The organism is Lentzea terrae, assembly GCF_003265345.1.
Classification (GTDB): domain Bacteria; phylum Actinomycetota; class Actinomycetes; order Mycobacteriales; family Pseudonocardiaceae; genus Lentzea; species Lentzea terrae.
Genome location: NZ_QFWW01000002.1, coordinates 409,994 through 426,467, shown reverse-complemented (window position 1 = coordinate 426,467; position 16,474 = coordinate 409,994). Strand labels below are relative to the sequence as shown.

15 protein-coding genes are annotated in these 16,474 nt (G+C 68.8%); 11 read left to right on the top strand and 4 right to left on the bottom strand.

The features are described 5' to 3' along the window. Position 1: 1 nt before the first annotated feature. From DI276_RS05255 to DI276_RS05225, 7 genes are all read left to right on the top strand, one after another. Entirely contained in the window at positions 2 to 835 is an 834-nt protein-coding gene (locus DI276_RS05255) for a F0F1 ATP synthase subunit delta (protein ID WP_198680480.1), read from the top strand. Positions 836 to 881: 46 nt separating this feature from the next. Next, positions 882 to 2,528, top strand: a complete 1,647-nt coding sequence (atpA, locus tag DI276_RS05250) for a F0F1 ATP synthase subunit alpha (protein ID WP_112262113.1) — start codon at positions 882 to 884, stop codon at positions 2,526 to 2,528. Positions 2,529 to 2,536: 8 nt separating this feature from the next. Beyond that, positions 2,537 to 3,451 carry a F0F1 ATP synthase subunit gamma gene (locus DI276_RS05245; RefSeq protein WP_112262112.1) on the top strand — a complete coding sequence of 305 codons (915 nt, stop codon included), beginning with the start codon at positions 2,537 to 2,539 and terminating at the stop codon, positions 3,449 to 3,451. Continuing rightward, positions 3,444 to 4,880: a F0F1 ATP synthase subunit beta gene (gene atpD / locus DI276_RS05240; protein WP_232836461.1), complete on the top strand. Its 1,437-nt coding sequence runs from the start codon at positions 3,444 to 3,446 to the stop codon at positions 4,878 to 4,880. Before DI276_RS05245 ends, atpD begins: the two co-directional genes overlap by 8 nt. A gap of 263 nt (positions 4,881 to 5,143) precedes the next feature. Continuing rightward, positions 5,144 to 6,352, top strand: a complete 1,209-nt coding sequence (locus tag DI276_RS05235) for an MFS transporter (RefSeq protein WP_112262110.1) — start codon at positions 5,144 to 5,146, stop codon at positions 6,350 to 6,352. A gap of 16 nt (positions 6,353 to 6,368) precedes the next feature. After that, a complete protein-coding gene (locus tag DI276_RS05230) occupies positions 6,369 to 7,871 on the top strand; it encodes an ABC transporter transmembrane domain-containing protein (RefSeq protein ID WP_112262109.1) in 1,503 nt (500 codons plus the stop codon). Beyond that, on the top strand, positions 7,868 to 9,598 hold the full coding sequence (locus DI276_RS05225) for an ABC transporter ATP-binding protein (RefSeq protein ID WP_112262108.1): 1,731 nt from the start codon (positions 7,868 to 7,870) through the stop codon (positions 9,596 to 9,598). The genes DI276_RS05230 and DI276_RS05225 overlap by 4 nt, the downstream gene beginning before the upstream one ends. Here the strand turns inward: DI276_RS05225 and DI276_RS05220 are convergent. Both DI276_RS05220 and DI276_RS05215 read right to left on the bottom strand, forming a co-directional pair. Then, the gene (locus DI276_RS05220; RefSeq protein ID WP_157984526.1) at positions 9,595 to 10,809 is read right to left on the bottom strand and encodes a hypothetical protein; all 1,215 of its coding nucleotides are present in this window, start codon (positions 10,807 to 10,809) and stop codon (positions 9,595 to 9,597) included. The two genes, DI276_RS05225 and DI276_RS05220, sit on opposite strands and share 4 nt — an antisense overlap. Then, positions 10,800 to 11,288 (bottom strand): SigE family RNA polymerase sigma factor, encoded by a 489-nt coding sequence (locus DI276_RS05215; protein ID WP_112262106.1) that lies wholly within the window; start codon positions 11,286 to 11,288, stop codon positions 10,800 to 10,802. The genes DI276_RS05220 and DI276_RS05215 overlap by 10 nt, the downstream gene beginning before the upstream one ends. 106 nt (positions 11,289 to 11,394) lie before the next feature. Here DI276_RS05215 and DI276_RS05210 point away from each other — a divergent pair, with 106 nt between their 5' ends. Beyond that, positions 11,395 to 11,760 carry a F0F1 ATP synthase subunit epsilon gene (locus DI276_RS05210; protein ID WP_112262105.1) on the top strand — a complete coding sequence of 122 codons (366 nt, stop codon included), beginning with the start codon at positions 11,395 to 11,397 and terminating at the stop codon, positions 11,758 to 11,760. 22 nt (positions 11,761 to 11,782) lie between these two features. Beyond that, positions 11,783 to 12,214 (top strand): DUF2550 domain-containing protein, encoded by a 432-nt coding sequence (locus DI276_RS05205; RefSeq protein ID WP_112262104.1) that lies wholly within the window; start codon positions 11,783 to 11,785, stop codon positions 12,212 to 12,214. Here DI276_RS05205 and DI276_RS05200 read toward each other — a convergent pair. Further along, the gene (locus DI276_RS05200; protein ID WP_112262103.1) at positions 12,211 to 12,783 is read right to left on the bottom strand and encodes a cob(I)yrinic acid a,c-diamide adenosyltransferase; all 573 of its coding nucleotides are present in this window, start codon (positions 12,781 to 12,783) and stop codon (positions 12,211 to 12,213) included. The two genes, DI276_RS05205 and DI276_RS05200, sit on opposite strands and share 4 nt — an antisense overlap. Positions 12,784 to 12,818: 35 nt before the next feature. On the opposite strand from DI276_RS05200, the gene murA reads away from it, so the two are divergent. Continuing rightward, complete coding sequence (gene murA, locus DI276_RS05195) at positions 12,819 to 14,084, top strand: UDP-N-acetylglucosamine 1-carboxyvinyltransferase (RefSeq protein ID WP_112262102.1); 1,266 nt, start codon at positions 12,819 to 12,821, stop codon at positions 14,082 to 14,084. On the opposite strand, the gene DI276_RS05190 is transcribed toward murA, so the two are convergent. Next, on the bottom strand, positions 14,081 to 14,368 hold the full coding sequence (locus tag DI276_RS05190) for a hypothetical protein (protein WP_112262101.1): 288 nt from the start codon (positions 14,366 to 14,368) through the stop codon (positions 14,081 to 14,083). The genes murA and DI276_RS05190 overlap by 4 nt on opposite strands. A gap of 102 nt (positions 14,369 to 14,470) precedes the next feature. On the opposite strand from DI276_RS05190, the gene DI276_RS05185 reads away from it, so the two are divergent. Next, positions 14,471 to 16,465 (top strand): protein meaA, encoded by a 1,995-nt coding sequence (locus DI276_RS05185; RefSeq protein WP_112262100.1) that lies wholly within the window; start codon positions 14,471 to 14,473, stop codon positions 16,463 to 16,465. The last annotated feature ends 9 nt before the right edge of the window (positions 16,466 to 16,474 follow it).

The window sequence follows — 16,474 nt, the reverse complement described above, 5'->3', positions numbered from 1 at the left end:
GCTGCCGATGACGTTGCATGCCGCAAGTCGTGAAGCTCTGGCAGCCGCGGAACTGCGGCTGCTGGAGCTGGCCGACGCCACCACGTCGACGGACGACCTCGCCAAGCTCGGCGAGGAGCTCTTCGCCGTGCTCGGCCTGCTGATCGAGCAGCGGACGCTGCGCGGCGCGCTCGCCGACGCCTCGTCCGACGCCGCTGGCCGTGAGCAGCTCGCCCGCGGGCTCTTCGCCGGCAAGGTGAGCGACGCGACGCTGCAGGTCCTGGTCGCCGTCGTGACGGCGCGCTGGTCCAGCCCGCGTGAACTCGTCGACGGTGTCGAGTCGCTCGCCCGCACCACGCTGCTGGTGCGCGCCGAGCGCGATGGCCAGCTGGACTCGACCGAGGACGAGCTCTTCCGGCTCGGCCGCATCGTGGCCAACTCGCACGAGCTCGAGCTGCTGCTGGCGGACCCGGCCGGGTCCACCGACGGCAAGGTCGCGCTGGTCGGCTCCCTGATCGAGGGCAAGGTCAGCCCGGTCACCACGACGCTGGTGAGCCAGCTGGTCCGCAACCCGCGCGGCCTGCGCGTCGCGGACGGCCTGGCCGAGCTCGCGGACCTGGCGGCCAAGCGCCGGCAGCGTTCCGTCGCGCACGTGCGGTCCGCCGTGGAGCTGACCGCGGCGCAGGTCGACCGCTTGACCGCGACGCTGACCACGATCTACTCGCGCCCGATCGCGCTGCACGTCGAGGTCGACCCGGCTCTGGCCGGCGGACTCTCGATCAAGATCGGCGACGAGATCATCGACGGAAGCATCGCCGGCCGGTTGGCGGCACTGCGCCGCAATCTCGCCAGCTAGCCCCCGAGCCCTTTCCCAAGAACGAAGAAGTGAGAGCAGGAACGACATGGCGGAGCTGACGATCTCGTCGGACGAGATCCGCAGTGCGATCGAGAAGTACGTCTCGAGCTACTCCCCGGAGGTCAGCCGGGAAGAGGTCGGTGCCGTCTCCGAGACCTACGACGGCATCGCCATCGTCGAGGGCCTTCCGGGCACGATGACCAACGAGCTGCTCGAGTTCCCCGGTGGCGTCCTCGGCGTCGCCCTGAACCTCGAGGTCCGCGAGATCGGTGCGGTCATCCTCGGTGACTTCGACAAGATCGAAGAGGGCCAGGAGGTCCGCCGGACGGGCAAGGTCCTGTCCGTGCCGGTCGGCGACGGCTTCCTCGGCCGCGTCGTCAACCCGCTGGGCCAGCCGATCGACGGTCTCGGTGACATCGTCGCCGACGACAACCGCGCCCTGGAGCTGCAGGCCGCCTCCGTGCTGCAGCGTCAGCCGGTCGGTGAGCCGATGCAGACCGGCATCAAGGCCATCGACGCGATGACCCCGATCGGTCGCGGTCAGCGTCAGCTGATCATCGGTGACCGCAAGACCGGCAAGACCGCGGTCTGCATCGACACGATCATCAACCAGAAGAAGGCCTGGGAGTCGGGCGACCCCAAGCAGCAGGTCCGCTGCGTGTACGTCGCCATCGGCCAGAAGGGCTCCACCATCGCGGGCGTCAAGACCGCGCTGGAGGAGGCGGGCGCGCTCGAGTACACGACGATCGTCGCCGCTCCCGCTTCCGACTCGGCCGGCTTCAAGTGGCTGGCGCCGTACACCGGTTCCGCCATCGGCCAGCACTGGATGTACCAGGGCAAGCACGTCCTGATCATCTTCGACGACCTGACCAAGCAGGCAGAGGCGTACCGCGCGATCTCGCTGCTGCTGCGCCGCCCGCCGGGCCGCGAGGCGTACCCCGGCGACGTCTTCTACTTGCACTCGCGTCTCCTCGAGCGTTGCGCGAAGCTGTCGGACGAGATGGGCGGCGGCTCGATGACGGGTCTCCCGATCATCGAGACCAAGGCGAACGACGTGTCGGCGTACATCCCGACCAACGTCATCTCGATCACCGACGGTCAGTGCTTCCTCGAGTCCGACCTGTTCAACGCCGGTGTCCGCCCGGCCGTCAACGTGGGTATCTCCGTCTCCCGCGTCGGTGGTGCCGCGCAGATCAAGGCGATGAAGCAGGTCTCGGGTTCGCTGCGTCTCGACCTGTCGCAGTTCCGCGAGCTGGAGGCCTTCTCCGCGTTCGCGTCCGACCTCGACGCCGCGTCGCGCGCCCAGCTGGACCGCGGTGCCCGCCTGGTCGAGCTGCTCAAGCAGGGCCAGTACTCCCCGGTGCCCGTCGAGGAGCAGGTCGTCGAGATCTTCGCCGCGACCAAGGGTCACCTGGACGACGTCCCCGTCGCCGACATCCGGCGCTTCGTCGCGGACTTCAAGGACTCGCTGCGCCGCAACCACGCGGACGTGCTCGCAAGCATCGTCGAGACGAAGCAGTTCGGTGACGACGCCCAGAGGCGCGTTGTCGACGCCGTGACCGAGTTCAAGAAGCAGTTCACCGCTTCCGACGGCACGACGATCGTCAACGAGGCCGCTGAGAAGGCGATGGACGCCGACAAGGTGGGCCAGGAGTCGGTGAAGGTCCACAAGCCCGAGCCCACCAAGAAGTGATCTGAGCCATGGGCGCACAGATTCGGGAGCTCCGCCAGCGGATCCGAACGGTCAACTCGACCAAGAAGATCACGAAGGCCTACGAGCTCATCGCGACGTCTCGCCTCGCGAAGGCGCAGACCAGGGTCGCGGCCTCCCGGCCGTACGCGGAAGAGATCACGAACGTGCTCTCCGCGTTGGCCGAGGCCTCGGCGAACCTCGACCACCCGCTGCTGTCGGAGCGTGAGAACCCGAAGCGCGCCGCAGTGCTGGTGATCACGAGCGACAAGGGCATGTGCGGCGGTTACAACGCCAACGTCCTCAAGGCCGCCGAGCAGCTGATCCAGCTGCTCCGGTCGGAGGGCAAGGAGCCGGTGCTGTACGTGACCGGCCGCAAGGGCCAGGGCTACTACCAGTTCCGCCGTCGTGAGGTCACGGGCGCGTGGAGCGGGTTCTCGCAGACCCCGCACTACGTCAACGCGGTCGAGGCCGGTGACGCGCTGGTGGAGGCGTTCCTGGAGGGCACGGAGGACGGTGCGCAGGGCGTGGACGAGATCCACGTCGTGTACACCGAGTTCAAGTCCATGCTGAGCCAGACGCCGGCCGCCAGGCGGATCGCGCCGATGGAGGTCGAGTACACCGGCGAGACCCCCAAGGGCCCGCGCGCGGTGTACGACTTCGAGCCGAGCGCGGAGGCGCTGCTCGGTGCGATGCTGCCCAAGTACGTGAAGACGCGTCTGTTCTCCGCCATGCTGGAGGCTGCGGCTTCGGAGTCGGCTGCTCGTCGTACGGCCATGAAGGCCGCGACGGACAACGCGACGGAGCTGGTCCGGAACCTCAGCCGGGCGGCGAACTCGGCCCGTCAGGCCCAGATCACCCAGGAGATCAGCGAGATCGTCGGTGGCGCTGCCGCGCTTACCGGTGGCGCAGGAAGTGATGAGTGACATGAGTGCTACTGCCACCACCACCCGCACCGGCCGTGTGGTCCGGGTGATCGGTGCGGTCGTCGACGTGGAGTTCCCGCGCGACGCCGTGCCGGAGCTGTTCAACGCTTGCCACACGGAGATCACCTTCGAGGCGGTCGCCAAGACGCTGACCCTCGAGGTCGCGCAGCACCTCGGCGACAACCTGGTCCGCTGCATCTCGATGCAGCCGACCGACGGTCTCGTCCGCGGTGCCACCGTGACCGACTCGGGTGCCGCGATCTCGGTGCCGGTCGGCGACGTCGTCAAGGGCCACGTCTTCAACGCCCTCGGTGACTGCCTCGACCAGCCCGGCCTCGGCCGCGACGGCGAGCAGTGGGGCATCCACCGCAAGGCTCCGTCGTTCGACCAGCTCGAGGGCAAGACCGAGATCCTCGAGACCGGCATCAAGGTCATCGACCTGCTCACCCCGTACGTCAAGGGCGGCAAGATCGGCCTGTTCGGCGGCGCGGGCGTCGGCAAGACCGTGCTCATCCAGGAGATGATCACGCGTATTGCCCGTGAGTTCTCCGGTACGTCGGTGTTCGCCGGCGTCGGTGAGCGCACCCGTGAGGGCACGGACCTGCTGCTGGAGATGGAAGAGATGGGTGTTCTCGGGGACACCGCTCTCGTCTTCGGTCAGATGGACGAGCCGCCCGGCACGCGTATGCGCGTCGCGCTGTCCGCTCTGACGATGGCGGAGTACTTCCGCGACGTCCAGAACCAGGACGTGCTGCTCTTCATCGACAACATCTTCCGGTTCACCCAGGCGGGTTCCGAGGTGTCGACCCTGCTGGGCCGCATGCCGTCCGCCGTGGGTTACCAGCCGACGCTGGCCGACGAGATGGGTGAGCTCCAGGAGCGCATCACCTCGACGCGCGGTAAGTCGATCACCTCGCTGCAGGCCATCTACGTGCCCGCGGACGACTACACCGACCCCGCGCCGGCCACGACCTTCGCCCACCTGGACGCGACGACGGAGCTTTCCCGTCCGATCTCCCAGAAGGGCATCTACCCGGCCGTCGACCCGCTGTCGTCGTCGTCTCGAATCCTCGAGCCGTCGATCGTCGGCGAGGAGCACTACCGGGTGGCCCAGGAGGTCAAGCGGATCCTGCAGAAGTACAAGGAGCTGCAGGACATCATCGCCATCCTCGGTATGGACGAGCTGTCCGAGGAGGACAAGGTCCTCGTCGGTCGCGCGCGTCGTCTCGAGCGCTTCCTCGGCCAGAACTTCATCGTGGCCGAGAAGTTCACGGGTCAGCCCGGCTCGTTCGTGCCGATCAAGGAGACGATCGAGGCGTTCGACCGCGTCTGCAAGGGCGAGTTCGACCACTACCCGGAGCAGGCGTTCTTCTCCTGCGGCGGGTTGGACGACGTCGAGGCCAACGCCAAGAAGCTGGCCGGCAACTGAGCTAGCTCGCGGCTTTCCTGAGGGCCGTCTCTCCATTGTGGAGGGGCGGCCCTTTGGGCGTTCTTGGGGCGTGCGTGCTTGCGTTGGGTTGTTTGGCCTGCGGTCATCACCGGGTTACCCGCGTTGGCATTGCGCTGTCCGGCTCGCTTCGCATCGCCACTGGGTGGGTGCGCCTCGGCTTCGCCTTCGGCCCGCGTCTGCCGGGTGGCTTGGTTTCCATTGGACGGAAATGGGTCTCCCCGTCGTTGGTGTGGCGTCGCACGATGCACGGCACCAGCAAGGCCTCGGCGTGGAGGAGAGCGCACGTGAACAAATGGGTGTTGCCGCTGTGTTGGACTGCCGTGTTGTTGGACGGCTTTGACCTCGTCGTGCTCGGCACGGTGATTCCCGTGCTGCTGCAGGAGAAGCTGCTCACCACGGCGTCGGCCAGCGCGGTGTCCACGGCCGGCCTGTTCGGGATGATGCTCGGCGCGCTGATCATCGGGACCATCACCGACGTCATCGGGCGGCGCAAGGTCATGATCTACGCGGTGGCCGGGTTCTCCGTGTTCACGTTGGCCTGTGCGGTGGCGCAGGACGCCACGACGTTCGGAGTGCTCAGGTTCCTTGCGGGGCTTGGGCTTGGCGGGTGTCTGCCCACGGCCATCGCGTTGGTGAACGAGGCGCGGCCTCAGCAGGGTGGGCGGGCCACCACGCTCATCATGACCGGGTATCACGTGGGTGCGGTCATCACGGCGTTGCTCGGCATCGTGCTCATTCCTCAGCTCGGGTGGCGGTCGTTGTTCGTCGTGGGGGCGTTGCCCGCGCTTGTCCTGATTCCCTTGATGGTCAAGCACTTGCCGGAGACCGTTGTGCGCAAGGCGCCTGCCGGTGTGGCCGTGGGGTCGTTGTTCAAGCCCGGACTGCGGAAGGCGACGGTCGCGTTCTGGGTGGCGTCGTTCATGGGGCTGTTGTTGGTCTATGGACTCAACACGTGGTTGCCGCAGATCATGCGCAGCGCCGGGTACGAGCTCGGTACGGCGCTGGCGTTGTTGCTCACGCTCAACATCGGGGCTGTGGTTGGACTTCTGATCGCGGGCACCGTCGCTGACCGGGTTGGAATCAGGCCGGCGGCCATCGGGTGGTTCGCGGGTGCGGTGGTGTTCTTGGGGTTGCTCAGCATCAAGTTGCCGGGCGTTGGCGTGTACGTGGCTGTGTTGTTGGCCGGGTGCTTCGTGTTCAGTGCGCAGGTGCTCGTTTATGCCTACGCGGGACGGGTTTACGAGGAGAACCGCGCTACCGGTATCGGGTGGGCCGCGGGCATTGGGCGGTTGGGTGCGATCAGTGGGCCGTTGTTGGGCGGTGCGTTGCTCACGGCTGGTTTGGCGTATCCGTGGGGCTTCTACGCGTTCGCGGTCGTCGCGGCGTTGGGGGCAACGGCCGTTGGTGCGATTGGGCTGAAGGCGAAATCGGTCGTGGCGCCCGCCGGGTGATGGCAAGGTCGGGTGCATGGCCCGACATGCTCCGTACGACGATCCGGGTGATCCGGACCTCCGATCGCCCTGGCGGTACCTGTGGTGGCTCGTGCGGATGCAGCCGTGGCGGGTGCTGGCCGGGGCGTGGTGGGGGTCGCTGTGGATGTGCGGGCTGCTCGTGCCGCCGTACCTCATCACCAAGGCCGTTGAGGACGGTCTGCGCGGCGGCGACCGAGGTGCGTTGGTGTGGTGGTGCGTCGCGCTGGTCGTGGTGGCGGGGTTGTTGGCGCTCGCCGGGATGGCGCGGCACCGCACCATGACGATGGTGCGGACGGATGCCTCGTTGCGGACGGCGCAACTCGTGGTCCGGCACGTCACGCGGCTTGGTGGGGTGGTGCGGCGGAAGTTGTCCGCGGGGGAGCTCACGTACCTGCAGAACGGTGACACGGCTCGGGTTGCGCACGCGCTCACCAGCGCTGGGCCCGGAGTTGGTGCGGTGGTCGCGTACGTGGCCACTGCGGTGTTGCTGGTGCGGATCTCGCCGCTCGTCGCGGTGGTGGTGTTGCTGGGTGTGCCGGTGCTGGCGGTGGTCACCGGGCCGGTGATGCGGGGGCTGCACGCCGTGGAGGCCGGTTATCGGCAGAGCCAGGGGGAGCTGAGCTCGCGGGCAGGGGACATCGTGGCCGGGTTGAAGGTGCTGTCCGGGATCGGTGGCAAACCGGCGTTCGCCGAGCGCTTCGGGGCCAAGTCGCGCGAGGTGCTGCGGGACGGCTATCGGGTGTCGGCGTGGCTGAGCTGGGTGCAGGCGCTCACGTGGGGGTTGCCGGCGCTGTTCCTCGCGGTGGTCACGTGGATCGTGGCGCGGATGGCGGTGACCGGGGCGATCACCGTGCCCGAGATGCTCGCCGTCTACCTGTACGTCACGACGTTGATCGTGCCGGTCAGCTTCTTCATCGAGGGTGCGGACGCGATTCCGCGGGCGTTGGTGTCGGCGCGGCGGGTGATCGAGATCCTGAAGCTGCAGCCGGATGCTCCCACCGACGACACCCCGGTGCTGGAGGTGAAGAGCGGCGCGCTGACCGTGGTGGTCTCCGCCGACGCGAAACTGGCCAGGGAAGCGGTGGATCGGCTGCCGGGAGTTGTGGCGGACAACGACGACTACCTGTTCGCCGGGTCGGTGCGCGAGGCGGTGTCGGTGGCCGAGCACGACGACGCCGTGCTGGAGCAGGCGATCTGGGCGGCCGCCGCGGTGGACGTCGTGGAGGCCCTGCCGGAGGGGCTCGACTCGCACCTGGAGTCCCAGGGGCGCAACGTTTCCGGCGGTCAACGGCAACGGCTCCGGCTCGTCCGGGCGTTGCTCAGCGAACCGGAGGTGCTGGTGCTCGTCGAGCCCACGTCGGCGCTCGACGCGGTCACTGAGGCGGCCGTCGCGCAACGGGTGAAGCAGACGCGGCTCGGGCGGACCACCGTGGTCGTGTCGTCGTCGCCGTTGTGGATCGGGCAGGCCGACCAGACGGTGCACCTGGAGAACCGATGAACCGGCTGCCGATCGCGGACCGGCGCGAGGTGCGGCGCGCTGCTGTCCGGTTGATGCGGGGCGAACGACGCGCGTTGACCGTCGTGCTCGTGCTCACCGCCCTGACGGCGTTGGCGGGGCTCGTCGGGCCCTACCTGCTCGGCAAGATCGTCGGTGGCGTGCAGGACGGCACGCTGACCTTGTCCACTGTGGACATGATCGCGCTCGGCGTGCTGGGTGCTGCGGTGGTGCACCTGTTGCTGGTGCGGTACAGCGCTTTGCAGACCACGCGTCTCGGCGAACGGTTGCTGGCCTCGTTGCGGGAGGAGGCGGTGGGGCGCTCGCTGGCCTTGCCGGCGCGGGTGGTGGACCGGCTCGGCACAGGCGATCTGCTCACCCGCGTGACGAGTGACGTCGGCACGGTCGGGCTGGCGTTGCGGGACAGCGTGCCCGAGGTGCTCACGGGCGTGGTGCACCTCGTTGTCGTGTTCGTGGCGATGTTCGCGCTGGACCCGGTGCTCGGACTGGTCGCGCTGACCGGCGTGCCGTCCGTCGTGTGGGTGGTGCGTTGGTATCTCGCTCGTGCGCGCGACGCGTACCTCGCGGAGAGCGAAGCCAACGGGGACGTGGCGGAGATTTCCGCAGCGGTCGGCGAGGGCAGCCGGACGATCGAGACGTACGGGCTGCGGGACCGGCTGGTGGCCGCCGCGGACGACACCGTCGCGCGGTCGTACCGGGCGCGCATGCGGACGCTCGGGCTGCGCAGCGTGCTGTTCCCGGTGACCGGTTTCGTGAACGTCCTGCCGACCGCGTTGGTGCTGCTCGTCGGCGGCCTGATGTACACGGCGGACGGCGTTGGCATCGAGGTCGTCGTCACGGCCGGCCTGTGGGTGTGGCGGCTCGTCGAGCCGATGGACCGCATCCTGTTCTGGATCGAGTTCCTGCAGCGCGGCGGTGCGTCGTTCGCGCGGATCGAGGGCATCGGGGCGCAGATCGAGCCGGCACCCGCGGTCGACGTGCCGGACAGCGACCGCATCGAGGTGCGCGGCGTCCGCTACTCCTATGTGGACGGCCACGAGGTGCTGCACGGCGTCGATCTCGTGGTGCAGCCAGGCGAACGGCTGGCGATCGTGGGCGTGTCCGGTGCGGGCAAGTCGACGCTGGGGCGGCTGATCGCGGGTGTCGACCGGCCGGCGGAGGGTTCGGTGCTCGTCGGTGGCGTGCCGGTCGCGGATCTCGTGGCGGCGGGCGAGCAGGAGATCGTGCTGGTGACGCAAGAGCATCACGTGTTCATCGGGACGTTGCGGGAGAACCTCGCGCTGGCCGTTCCCGATGCCTCCGACGAGCAACTCGTTGCAGCGTTGCGGACCGTCGACGCGCGATGGTTCGACGAGCTGCCGGACGGGTTGGACACCAGGCTGGGTGCCGGTGGGCTGCAGCTGGATCCCGCGCAGGCACAACAACTCGCGCTCGCACGGGTGGAGGTCGCCGATCCGCACACGCTGGTGCTGGACGAGGCGACCTCCTCGCTCGACCCGGCCACGGCCAGGCACGCCGAGCGTGCGATCGCGGCCGTGCGGGAGAGACGCACGGTGATCGCGATCGCGCACCGGTTGCAGACCGCGCGTGACGCGGACCGGATCGCGGTCGTCGACGCGGGCCGCGTCGTGGAGTTGGGGCCCCACGACGATCTGGTCGCCAGAGACGGCACCTACGCGACGCTCTGGCGCTCCTGGCACGGCGGTTAGAGCGGCACCTGGACCGAGTCGCCTTCAGCTCGCTCGACCCTCACCTCGGTCGTACCCGCGGGCGCGATCCACACGTCGGGACGTCGGTCCGGGCCGATCCGGAACCCGAAGTCGGCCACGACGGTCCCCAGGTCGCCGGGCAACCGCACCCGTGCCGGCAGTGGTGCGGTCTTGCGCGTCGGACCTCCGGCCACACCGCTGTCGAACGTGCCGTTCGCGCGGTAGAGGGCGGCGTACGTCTCGCCGTTGGCCTCGAACACGTTGGCGAACCTGCCGTCCGGCAGCCACGCCCGCACCTGCCACCGCCCCCACTCGTCATCACGCACGAGGTAGTCGAGCACCCCGGCTCGTTGCATGTCGCGGTGCGCCAGCATCGACTTCATCTGCGGGTGCTCGTCGTGCTTGTCCGTCGCCCACACGCTGTCGGTCCAGCCGAGGCCGGGATGCGGTTTGAAGGCGGTGTCCGGTCCGTAGTCCTGCTTCGCCATGAGCGGTTCCCTGAGGAAGTCGTCGGCAGCGGGCTGGGTGTCGGCGCGAACGAACACCGGTCGGTCCGCCGGCTGGGCGCTCACCACGGCCACGCCGCTGCCGCCGGTGTCGGCTGCCTGCCACTGGCGCGACAGCCGGCCGTCCTCGCCGCGCACCGGTCGTTGCGACCAGTACACGGTCTGGCCGAGGCTCAGCACGACAGTCGTCGACTGGCTCGCGCCGAAGCGGTAGATCCCGCGCTCGCGTTCGCCGTCGACCAGCATTTCGCGGTCCACGACCTCATTCCCGGCGACCAGGCCGACGAGGGTCATCGGCGTGGGGGTGCTCGTCCCCCGGACCGGCTGCACGATCAGCACCGCGGGGCCGGACGGTGTCTGGCCCGCCCAGAAGACGTGTGCGGGAGCGGAGAAGTCCGCGATGCGCTCCGGCGCCTTCTGTGTGCTTTGCCACACGCGCAGCGCCTGCTCGACGACTGTCCGGTCGGAGGCCAGGTCACCACTCGTGGCGGCCGTCAGCCGTTCATCATCCGTGAGCAGCGGCGGTTCGGAGGAGCGAGTCAGCACCACCCCCGTCGTCACGCCTGCGAGCAGCGCCACAGCCGCGGTCACGGCGAGCAGTTTGCGCGTGTGTCGTCGTCGCGCACCGGCCATCACGTCCCCCACGAATCCCGGCCGCACGTCCAGGTCTGCCGTCGCGGCCTCCATTGCTTCTTTCAGTTCCACGTCAACACCTGCTCACCCATCAGCTCCCGCATGCGGGCGAGGCCGCGCGAGGTCTGGCTCTTCACCGTGCCGATGCCGCAACCCAGCGTGCGGGCGGTCTCGGCCTCGCTGAGGTCGTCGAAGAACCTCAGCACCAGCACCGCGCGCATCTTCTTCGGCAGCTGCGCCAACGCACGCACCACGCTGTCCGCGTCCACGACCTGCTGTTCGTGCCCCCGAGCCGCAGGTACCGCCCCCAGTTCCAGCGGTGCCTCCGGCTTGCGGGAACGCCGTCGCCAGCGGTTCGCGGCCGCGTTGGCCAGCGCGGTGCGCGCGTAGGCTTCCGGGGAAGTCCGGATTCGGCGCCACTTGCCGTACATGCCCATGAGGACGTCCTGCAGAATGTCCTCGGCGGCGCCTTTGTCACCGCCGCACAGCAGGTACGCGGTGCGCAACAAAGCCTGCGAACGCAACGCCACGAAGTCCTCGAAGTCCTGCATGTCCCCCCTTCGGCGGTTGTCGAAGGTACTGACACCGGGCGGGGCGGCAAGGTTGTCAGGCGACCGTTTAGACTCAGTTCGACTCCAGACGACGAGGGAGATACGCGTGGCCGAGATGACCGTTGAACTGGTCGCCGTTGAACGCCGCCTGTGGTCCGGTAAGGCCACCTCTGTTTCGGCTCAGACGACCGAGGGGGAGATCGGCATCCTGCCCGGTCACGAGCCCGTTCTCGGTCAGCTGGTCGAGGGTGGCGTGGTGCGCATCCGCACGACGGACGGTGGCCTCGTCACCGCCGCGGTGCACGGTGGCTTCCTCTCCGTGACCGGCACCGGCGTATCGATTCTCGCCGAGGACGCCGAGCTCGCGGGCGAGATCGACGTGGACGCGGCGCGGACGGCGCTGCAGGACGCGGACGATGCAGAGCGCGCACGTGCGGCAGCGCGCGTGCGGGCCGTGGAACAGTCGGCCTGAGACCGGGCGCGAGGCCGCAGCCGTGGGGATCACCGAGATTGCCGGACTGATCCTGCTTGGAGTGGCAGTCGTCATCGCCTACTTCGCCTGGCGCCGCATCCGGCTGCTGCGTGAGGGCGGCGTGCACGTCGCGCTGCGCAGTCAGTTCGACGATCGCGGCCGAGGCTGGCACCTGGGCGTGGGGCACTACCGGGGCGACTCGTTCGCCTGGTTCCGCGTGCTCTCGCTCGGGTCGGGGCCAGACCAGCTGATCTCCAGAGACGGACTCGAGATCGACGCGCGCCGTGAGCCGACGGGGCCGGAGGCGTACGCCATGCCGGTCGGCGCCACGGTGCTGCGGTGCCGCATTCCCGGCGGCGAGGTCGAGATCGCGATGGGCCCGGACGCGCTCACAGGATTCCTGTCCTGGCTCGAGTCAGCGCCTCCGGGCCGTTCCATTCCCTGGGCCTCTTAGGCGTTCTCCCCGGGCTGCCACAGCACGTCGCCGTCCGGGTTGGCCACGCGGGCCAGGATGAACAGCAGGTCACTCAGCCTGTTCAGGTACTTCGCCGTCAGCACGTTCGTGTGCTCGGCGTCGGCCTCGATCAACGACCAGGCACGCCGCTCTGCCCTGCGCGCGATCGTGCGCGCCTGGTGCAGCAGGGCCGCGCCGGGCGTGCCGCCGTTCAGGATGAACGAGTCGAGCTTGCCCAGCCGCTCGTTGAACGTGTCGCAGTAGCCCTCCAGGCGGTCCACGTAGGCCTGGGTGATGCGCAGCGGCGGGTACTTGGGGTCCGGCACGATCGGTGTGCAGAGGTCAGCTCCGACGTCGAACAGGTCGTTCTGCACCTTGCGCACGACGTCGTGGACGTCATCTGCCAGCTGTCCCAGCGCCAGGGCCACGCCCAGTGCCGCGTTCGTCTCGTCGACGTCCGCGTACGCCTCGATGCGAGGCGAGGTCTTCGGAACGCGCGAGAAGTCGCCGAGGCCGGTCGTGCCGTCGTCGCCGACCCGCGTGTAGATCTTGGTGAGATGTACCGCCATGACTGCAATGTAGGGCCAGTACGTAGGATTGCCGCGTGAGCGAGCATTTCCGGGTACACGGTGGCGCACGTCTGGTCGGCGAGGTTGATGTCGTCGGCGCAAAGAACAGCGTCCTCAAGCTGATGGCCGCTGCTCTGCTCGCCGAGGGCACGACGACCCTCACCAACTGCCCCGACATCCTCGACGTGCCGCTGATGGCGGACGCGTTGCGCAGCCTCGGGTGCGAGGTCGAGCTCGAGGGTGACGTGGCGAGGATCACCACGCCGGCGGAGCTGAGCTACCACGCCGACTCCGAGGCGATGGGCAAGCTGCGGGCGTCGATCTGCGTGCTGGGGCCGCTGGTCGGCCGGTGCAAGCGCGCGGTCGTGGCGTTGCCGGGTGGCGACGCGATCGGCTCGCGGCCGTTGGACATGCACCAGAGCGGGCTCGAGAAGCTCGGCGCCAAGACCTGGATCGAGCACGGCTGCATCGTCGCCGAGGCCGAGGGGCTGCACGGCGCGCAGATCTGGCTCGACTTCCCGAGCATGGGCGCCACCGAGAACATCCTGATGGCGGCCGTGCTGGCGAACGGCACGACGGTCATCGACAACGCCGCGCGCGAGCCGGAGATCATCGACCTGTGCCTGATGCTCACGCAGATGGGCGCGCGGATCGAGGGCGCGGGCACGTCCACGTTGACCGTGCACGGCGTGACCGAGCTCAAGCCGACCGAGCACCGCGTGATCGGCGACCGGATCGTCGGCGCGACGTGGGGCTTCGCCGCCGCCATGACCCGCGGCGACGTGCGGGTGCGCGGCGTGAACCCGCACCACCTCGACCTGGTGCTGGAGAAGCTGCGCATGGCGGGCGCCGAGGTCACCGTCTACGAGGGCGAGGACGAGGGCTTCCGGGTCGTCATGGACGGGCGGCCCAAGGCGGTCGACTTCGTGACGCTGCCGTACCCCGGTTTCGCCACGGACAACCAGCCGTTCGCGATCGCGCTGTCCGCGGTCTCCGAAGGCACCTCGATGATCACCGAGAACCTGTTCGAGGCGCGGTTCCGGTTCATCGACGAGATGATCAGGCTCGGGGCCGACGCGCGCACGGACGGTCACCACGCGGTGATCCGCGGCGTGGAGCAGCTGTCCAGTGCGCCGGTCTGGGCCTCGGACATCCGCGCTGGTGCGGGGCTGGTGCTGGCCGGTCTGTGCGCGGACGGGGCCACCGAGGTCTACGAAATCTTCCACATCGAGCGCGGTTACCCTGGGTTCGTGGAAAACCTCCGCAAGCTCGGTGCCGACGTGGAGCGCGTCAGCTCCTAGGTTTTCAGCACCAGCCGCGCGTCCGCGACGTCCGCCGGGAACACCATCACCCGGTACGGCGCGTTCCGCGAACGCGTGGCACGCACCCCGTTCGCCTTCAGCTTCTGCACGAGGACGTTCGCGGCCTCCTCGGTGGGCACGATCGCCACCTCGCTCAGCAACCCGAAGTCCGTGCCGTCGAGATCCGGCACGGGCCGCTTGTCGTTGCCCACGAAGTACCTCAACGCCAGCGCCAGCAGTCCGATCACCCCGAACACGACCACTGTCTGGTAGATCGCCGTCACCACTCAATCATGCTCTTGTGGTCTCGATTCAGTGAGCAATCGCACGCGCAGCTTTGGTTACCGGCCAGTACGCTCCGAACAACAACGTCGTGGGAGGTTGCTGTGCCGTACCCGAGTGACCGTGAACGCGACCGCCCCTGGGTGATGCGCACGTACGCGGGTCACTCCTCGGCCGCGGCTTCCAACGCCCTGTACCGCCGGAACCTCGCGAAGGGGCAGACCGGCCTGTCGGTGGCGTTCGACCTGCCGACGCAGACCGGCTACGACCCCGACGACGAGCTCGCGAAGGGCGAGGTCGGCAAGGTCGGCGTGCCGATCAGCCACATCGGCGACATGCGCCAGCTCTTCGACCAGATCCCGCTCGGCGGCGCCAACACGTCGATGACGATCAACGCGACGGCCATGTGGCTGCTCGCGCTGTACGTCACCGTGGCGGAGGAGCAGGGCGCGGACCCGTCGGCACTGGCCGGCACGACGCAGAACGACATCATCAAGGAGTACCTGTCCCGCGGCACCTACGTGTTCCCGCCGGGACCGTCGCTGCGGCTGATCACCGACATGGTCGCGTGGACCGTGTCGAACGTGCCGAAGTGGAACCCGATCAACATCTGCAGCTACCACCTCCAGGAGGTCGGCGCGACGCCGGCGCAGGAGGTCGCGTACGCGATGTGCACGGCGATCGCCGTCCTGGACTCGGTGCGCGACTCCGGTCAGGTGCCTCAGGAGAAGTTCGGTGAGGTCGTCGCCCGCATCTCCTTCTTCGTGAACGCCGGTGTGCGGTTCATCGAGGAGATGTGCAAGATGCGCGCGTTCGCCCAGCTGTGGGACGAGATCACGCTGGAGCGCTACGGCGTCGAGAACCCGAAGCACCGCCGGTTCCGCTACGGCGTGCAGGTCAACTCGCTGGGCCTGACCGAGGCGCAGCCCGAGAACAACGTCCAGCGCATCGTGCTGGAGATGCTCGCGGTCTCGTTGTCCCGCAACGCTCGTGCCCGCGCGATCCAGCTGCCGGCGTGGAACGAGGCGTTGGGCCTGCCGCGGCCGTGGGACCAGCAGTGGGCGCTGCGCATGCAGCAGGTGCTGGCCTACGAGACGGATCTGCTGGAGTACGAGGACATCTTCGACGGCTCGCCGGTCATCGAGGCGAAGGTCGGGGAAATTCTGCGCGGTGCGCGCGAGGAGATCGACCGCGTGCAGGCGATGGGCGGTGCCGTCGCGGCCGTCGAGTCCGGCTACATGAAGTCGCAGCTGGTGTCGTCGCTGGCCGACCGCCGTCGCCGCGTCGAATCGGGCGAAGAAGTCGTCGTCGGTGTCAACAAGTTCGACACCACCGAGCCGTCGCCGTTGCAGGCGGAGGGCGCGAACGCGATCGAGACCATCGACCCGATCGTCGAGATGCACGCGGTCGAGGCGATCCAGCAGTGGCGTGCTGCCCGCGACAACGCGGCTGCCGCGGCTGCGTTGGACGCTCTGCGCGAGGCCGCGAAGACCGACCAGAACCTGGTCGAGGTGACGCTGGCCTGTGCGCGCGCCGGCGTGACGACCGGCGAATGGTCGCAGGCGCTGCGTGAGACGTTCGGCGAATACCGCGCGCCCACGGGCGTTTCCGGTGCTTCAGCCTCGGGCGAAGCAGGTTCGGAGATCGCACGCGTGCGCGACCGGGTGCGCGGGACCGGCGAGGAGATCGGCGAGCGGCTGCGCATGCTGGTCGGCAAGCCGGGCCTGGACGGCCACTCGAACGGCGCCGAGCAGGTCGCCGTGCGCGCCCGCGACGTCGGCTTCGAGGTCGTCTACCAGGGCATTCGCCTGACGCCGGCACAGATCGTATCCGCCGCCGTGCAGGAGGACGTGCACGTCGTCGGCCTCTCGATCCTGTCCGGTTCGCACCTCGAGGTCGTGCCCGCCGTGGTCGACGGCCTCCGCGCGGCCGGCGCCGGCGACATCCCGGTGATCGTCGGCGGCATCATCCCGCCGGACGACGCTCAGAAGCTGCGCGACCGGGGAGTGGCGCGGGTGTTCACGCCGAAGGACTACGAGCTGACCGAGATCATGGACGAGATCGTCACCGTGATCCGCGAGGTGCGTTCTTTGGCGTAGGGCCTTAGA

Bases quoted from the DNA above. Each gene is read 5' to 3' on its own strand.
- DI276_RS05230 (WP_112262109.1), top strand. From the start codon at position 6,369: ATGGCCCGACATGCTCCGTACGACGATCCGGGTGATCCGGACCTCCGA.
- atpD (WP_232836461.1), top strand. From the start codon at position 3,444: ATGAGTGACATGAGTGCTACTGCCACCACCACCCGCACCGGCCGTGTG.
- atpA (WP_112262113.1), top strand. From the start codon at position 882: ATGGCGGAGCTGACGATCTCGTCGGACGAGATCCGCAGTGCGATCGAG.
- DI276_RS05215 (WP_112262106.1), bottom strand. From the start codon at position 11,288: ATGCAGGACTTCGAGGACTTCGTGGCGTTGCGTTCGCAGGCTTTGTTG.
- DI276_RS05225 (WP_112262108.1), top strand. From the start codon at position 7,868: ATGAACCGGCTGCCGATCGCGGACCGGCGCGAGGTGCGGCGCGCTGCT.
- DI276_RS05200 (WP_112262103.1), bottom strand. From the start codon at position 12,783: ATGGCGGTACATCTCACCAAGATCTACACGCGGGTCGGCGACGACGGC.
- DI276_RS05235 (WP_112262110.1), top strand. From the start codon at position 5,144: ATGCACGGCACCAGCAAGGCCTCGGCGTGGAGGAGAGCGCACGTGAAC.
- DI276_RS05245 (WP_112262112.1), top strand. From the start codon at position 2,537: ATGGGCGCACAGATTCGGGAGCTCCGCCAGCGGATCCGAACGGTCAAC.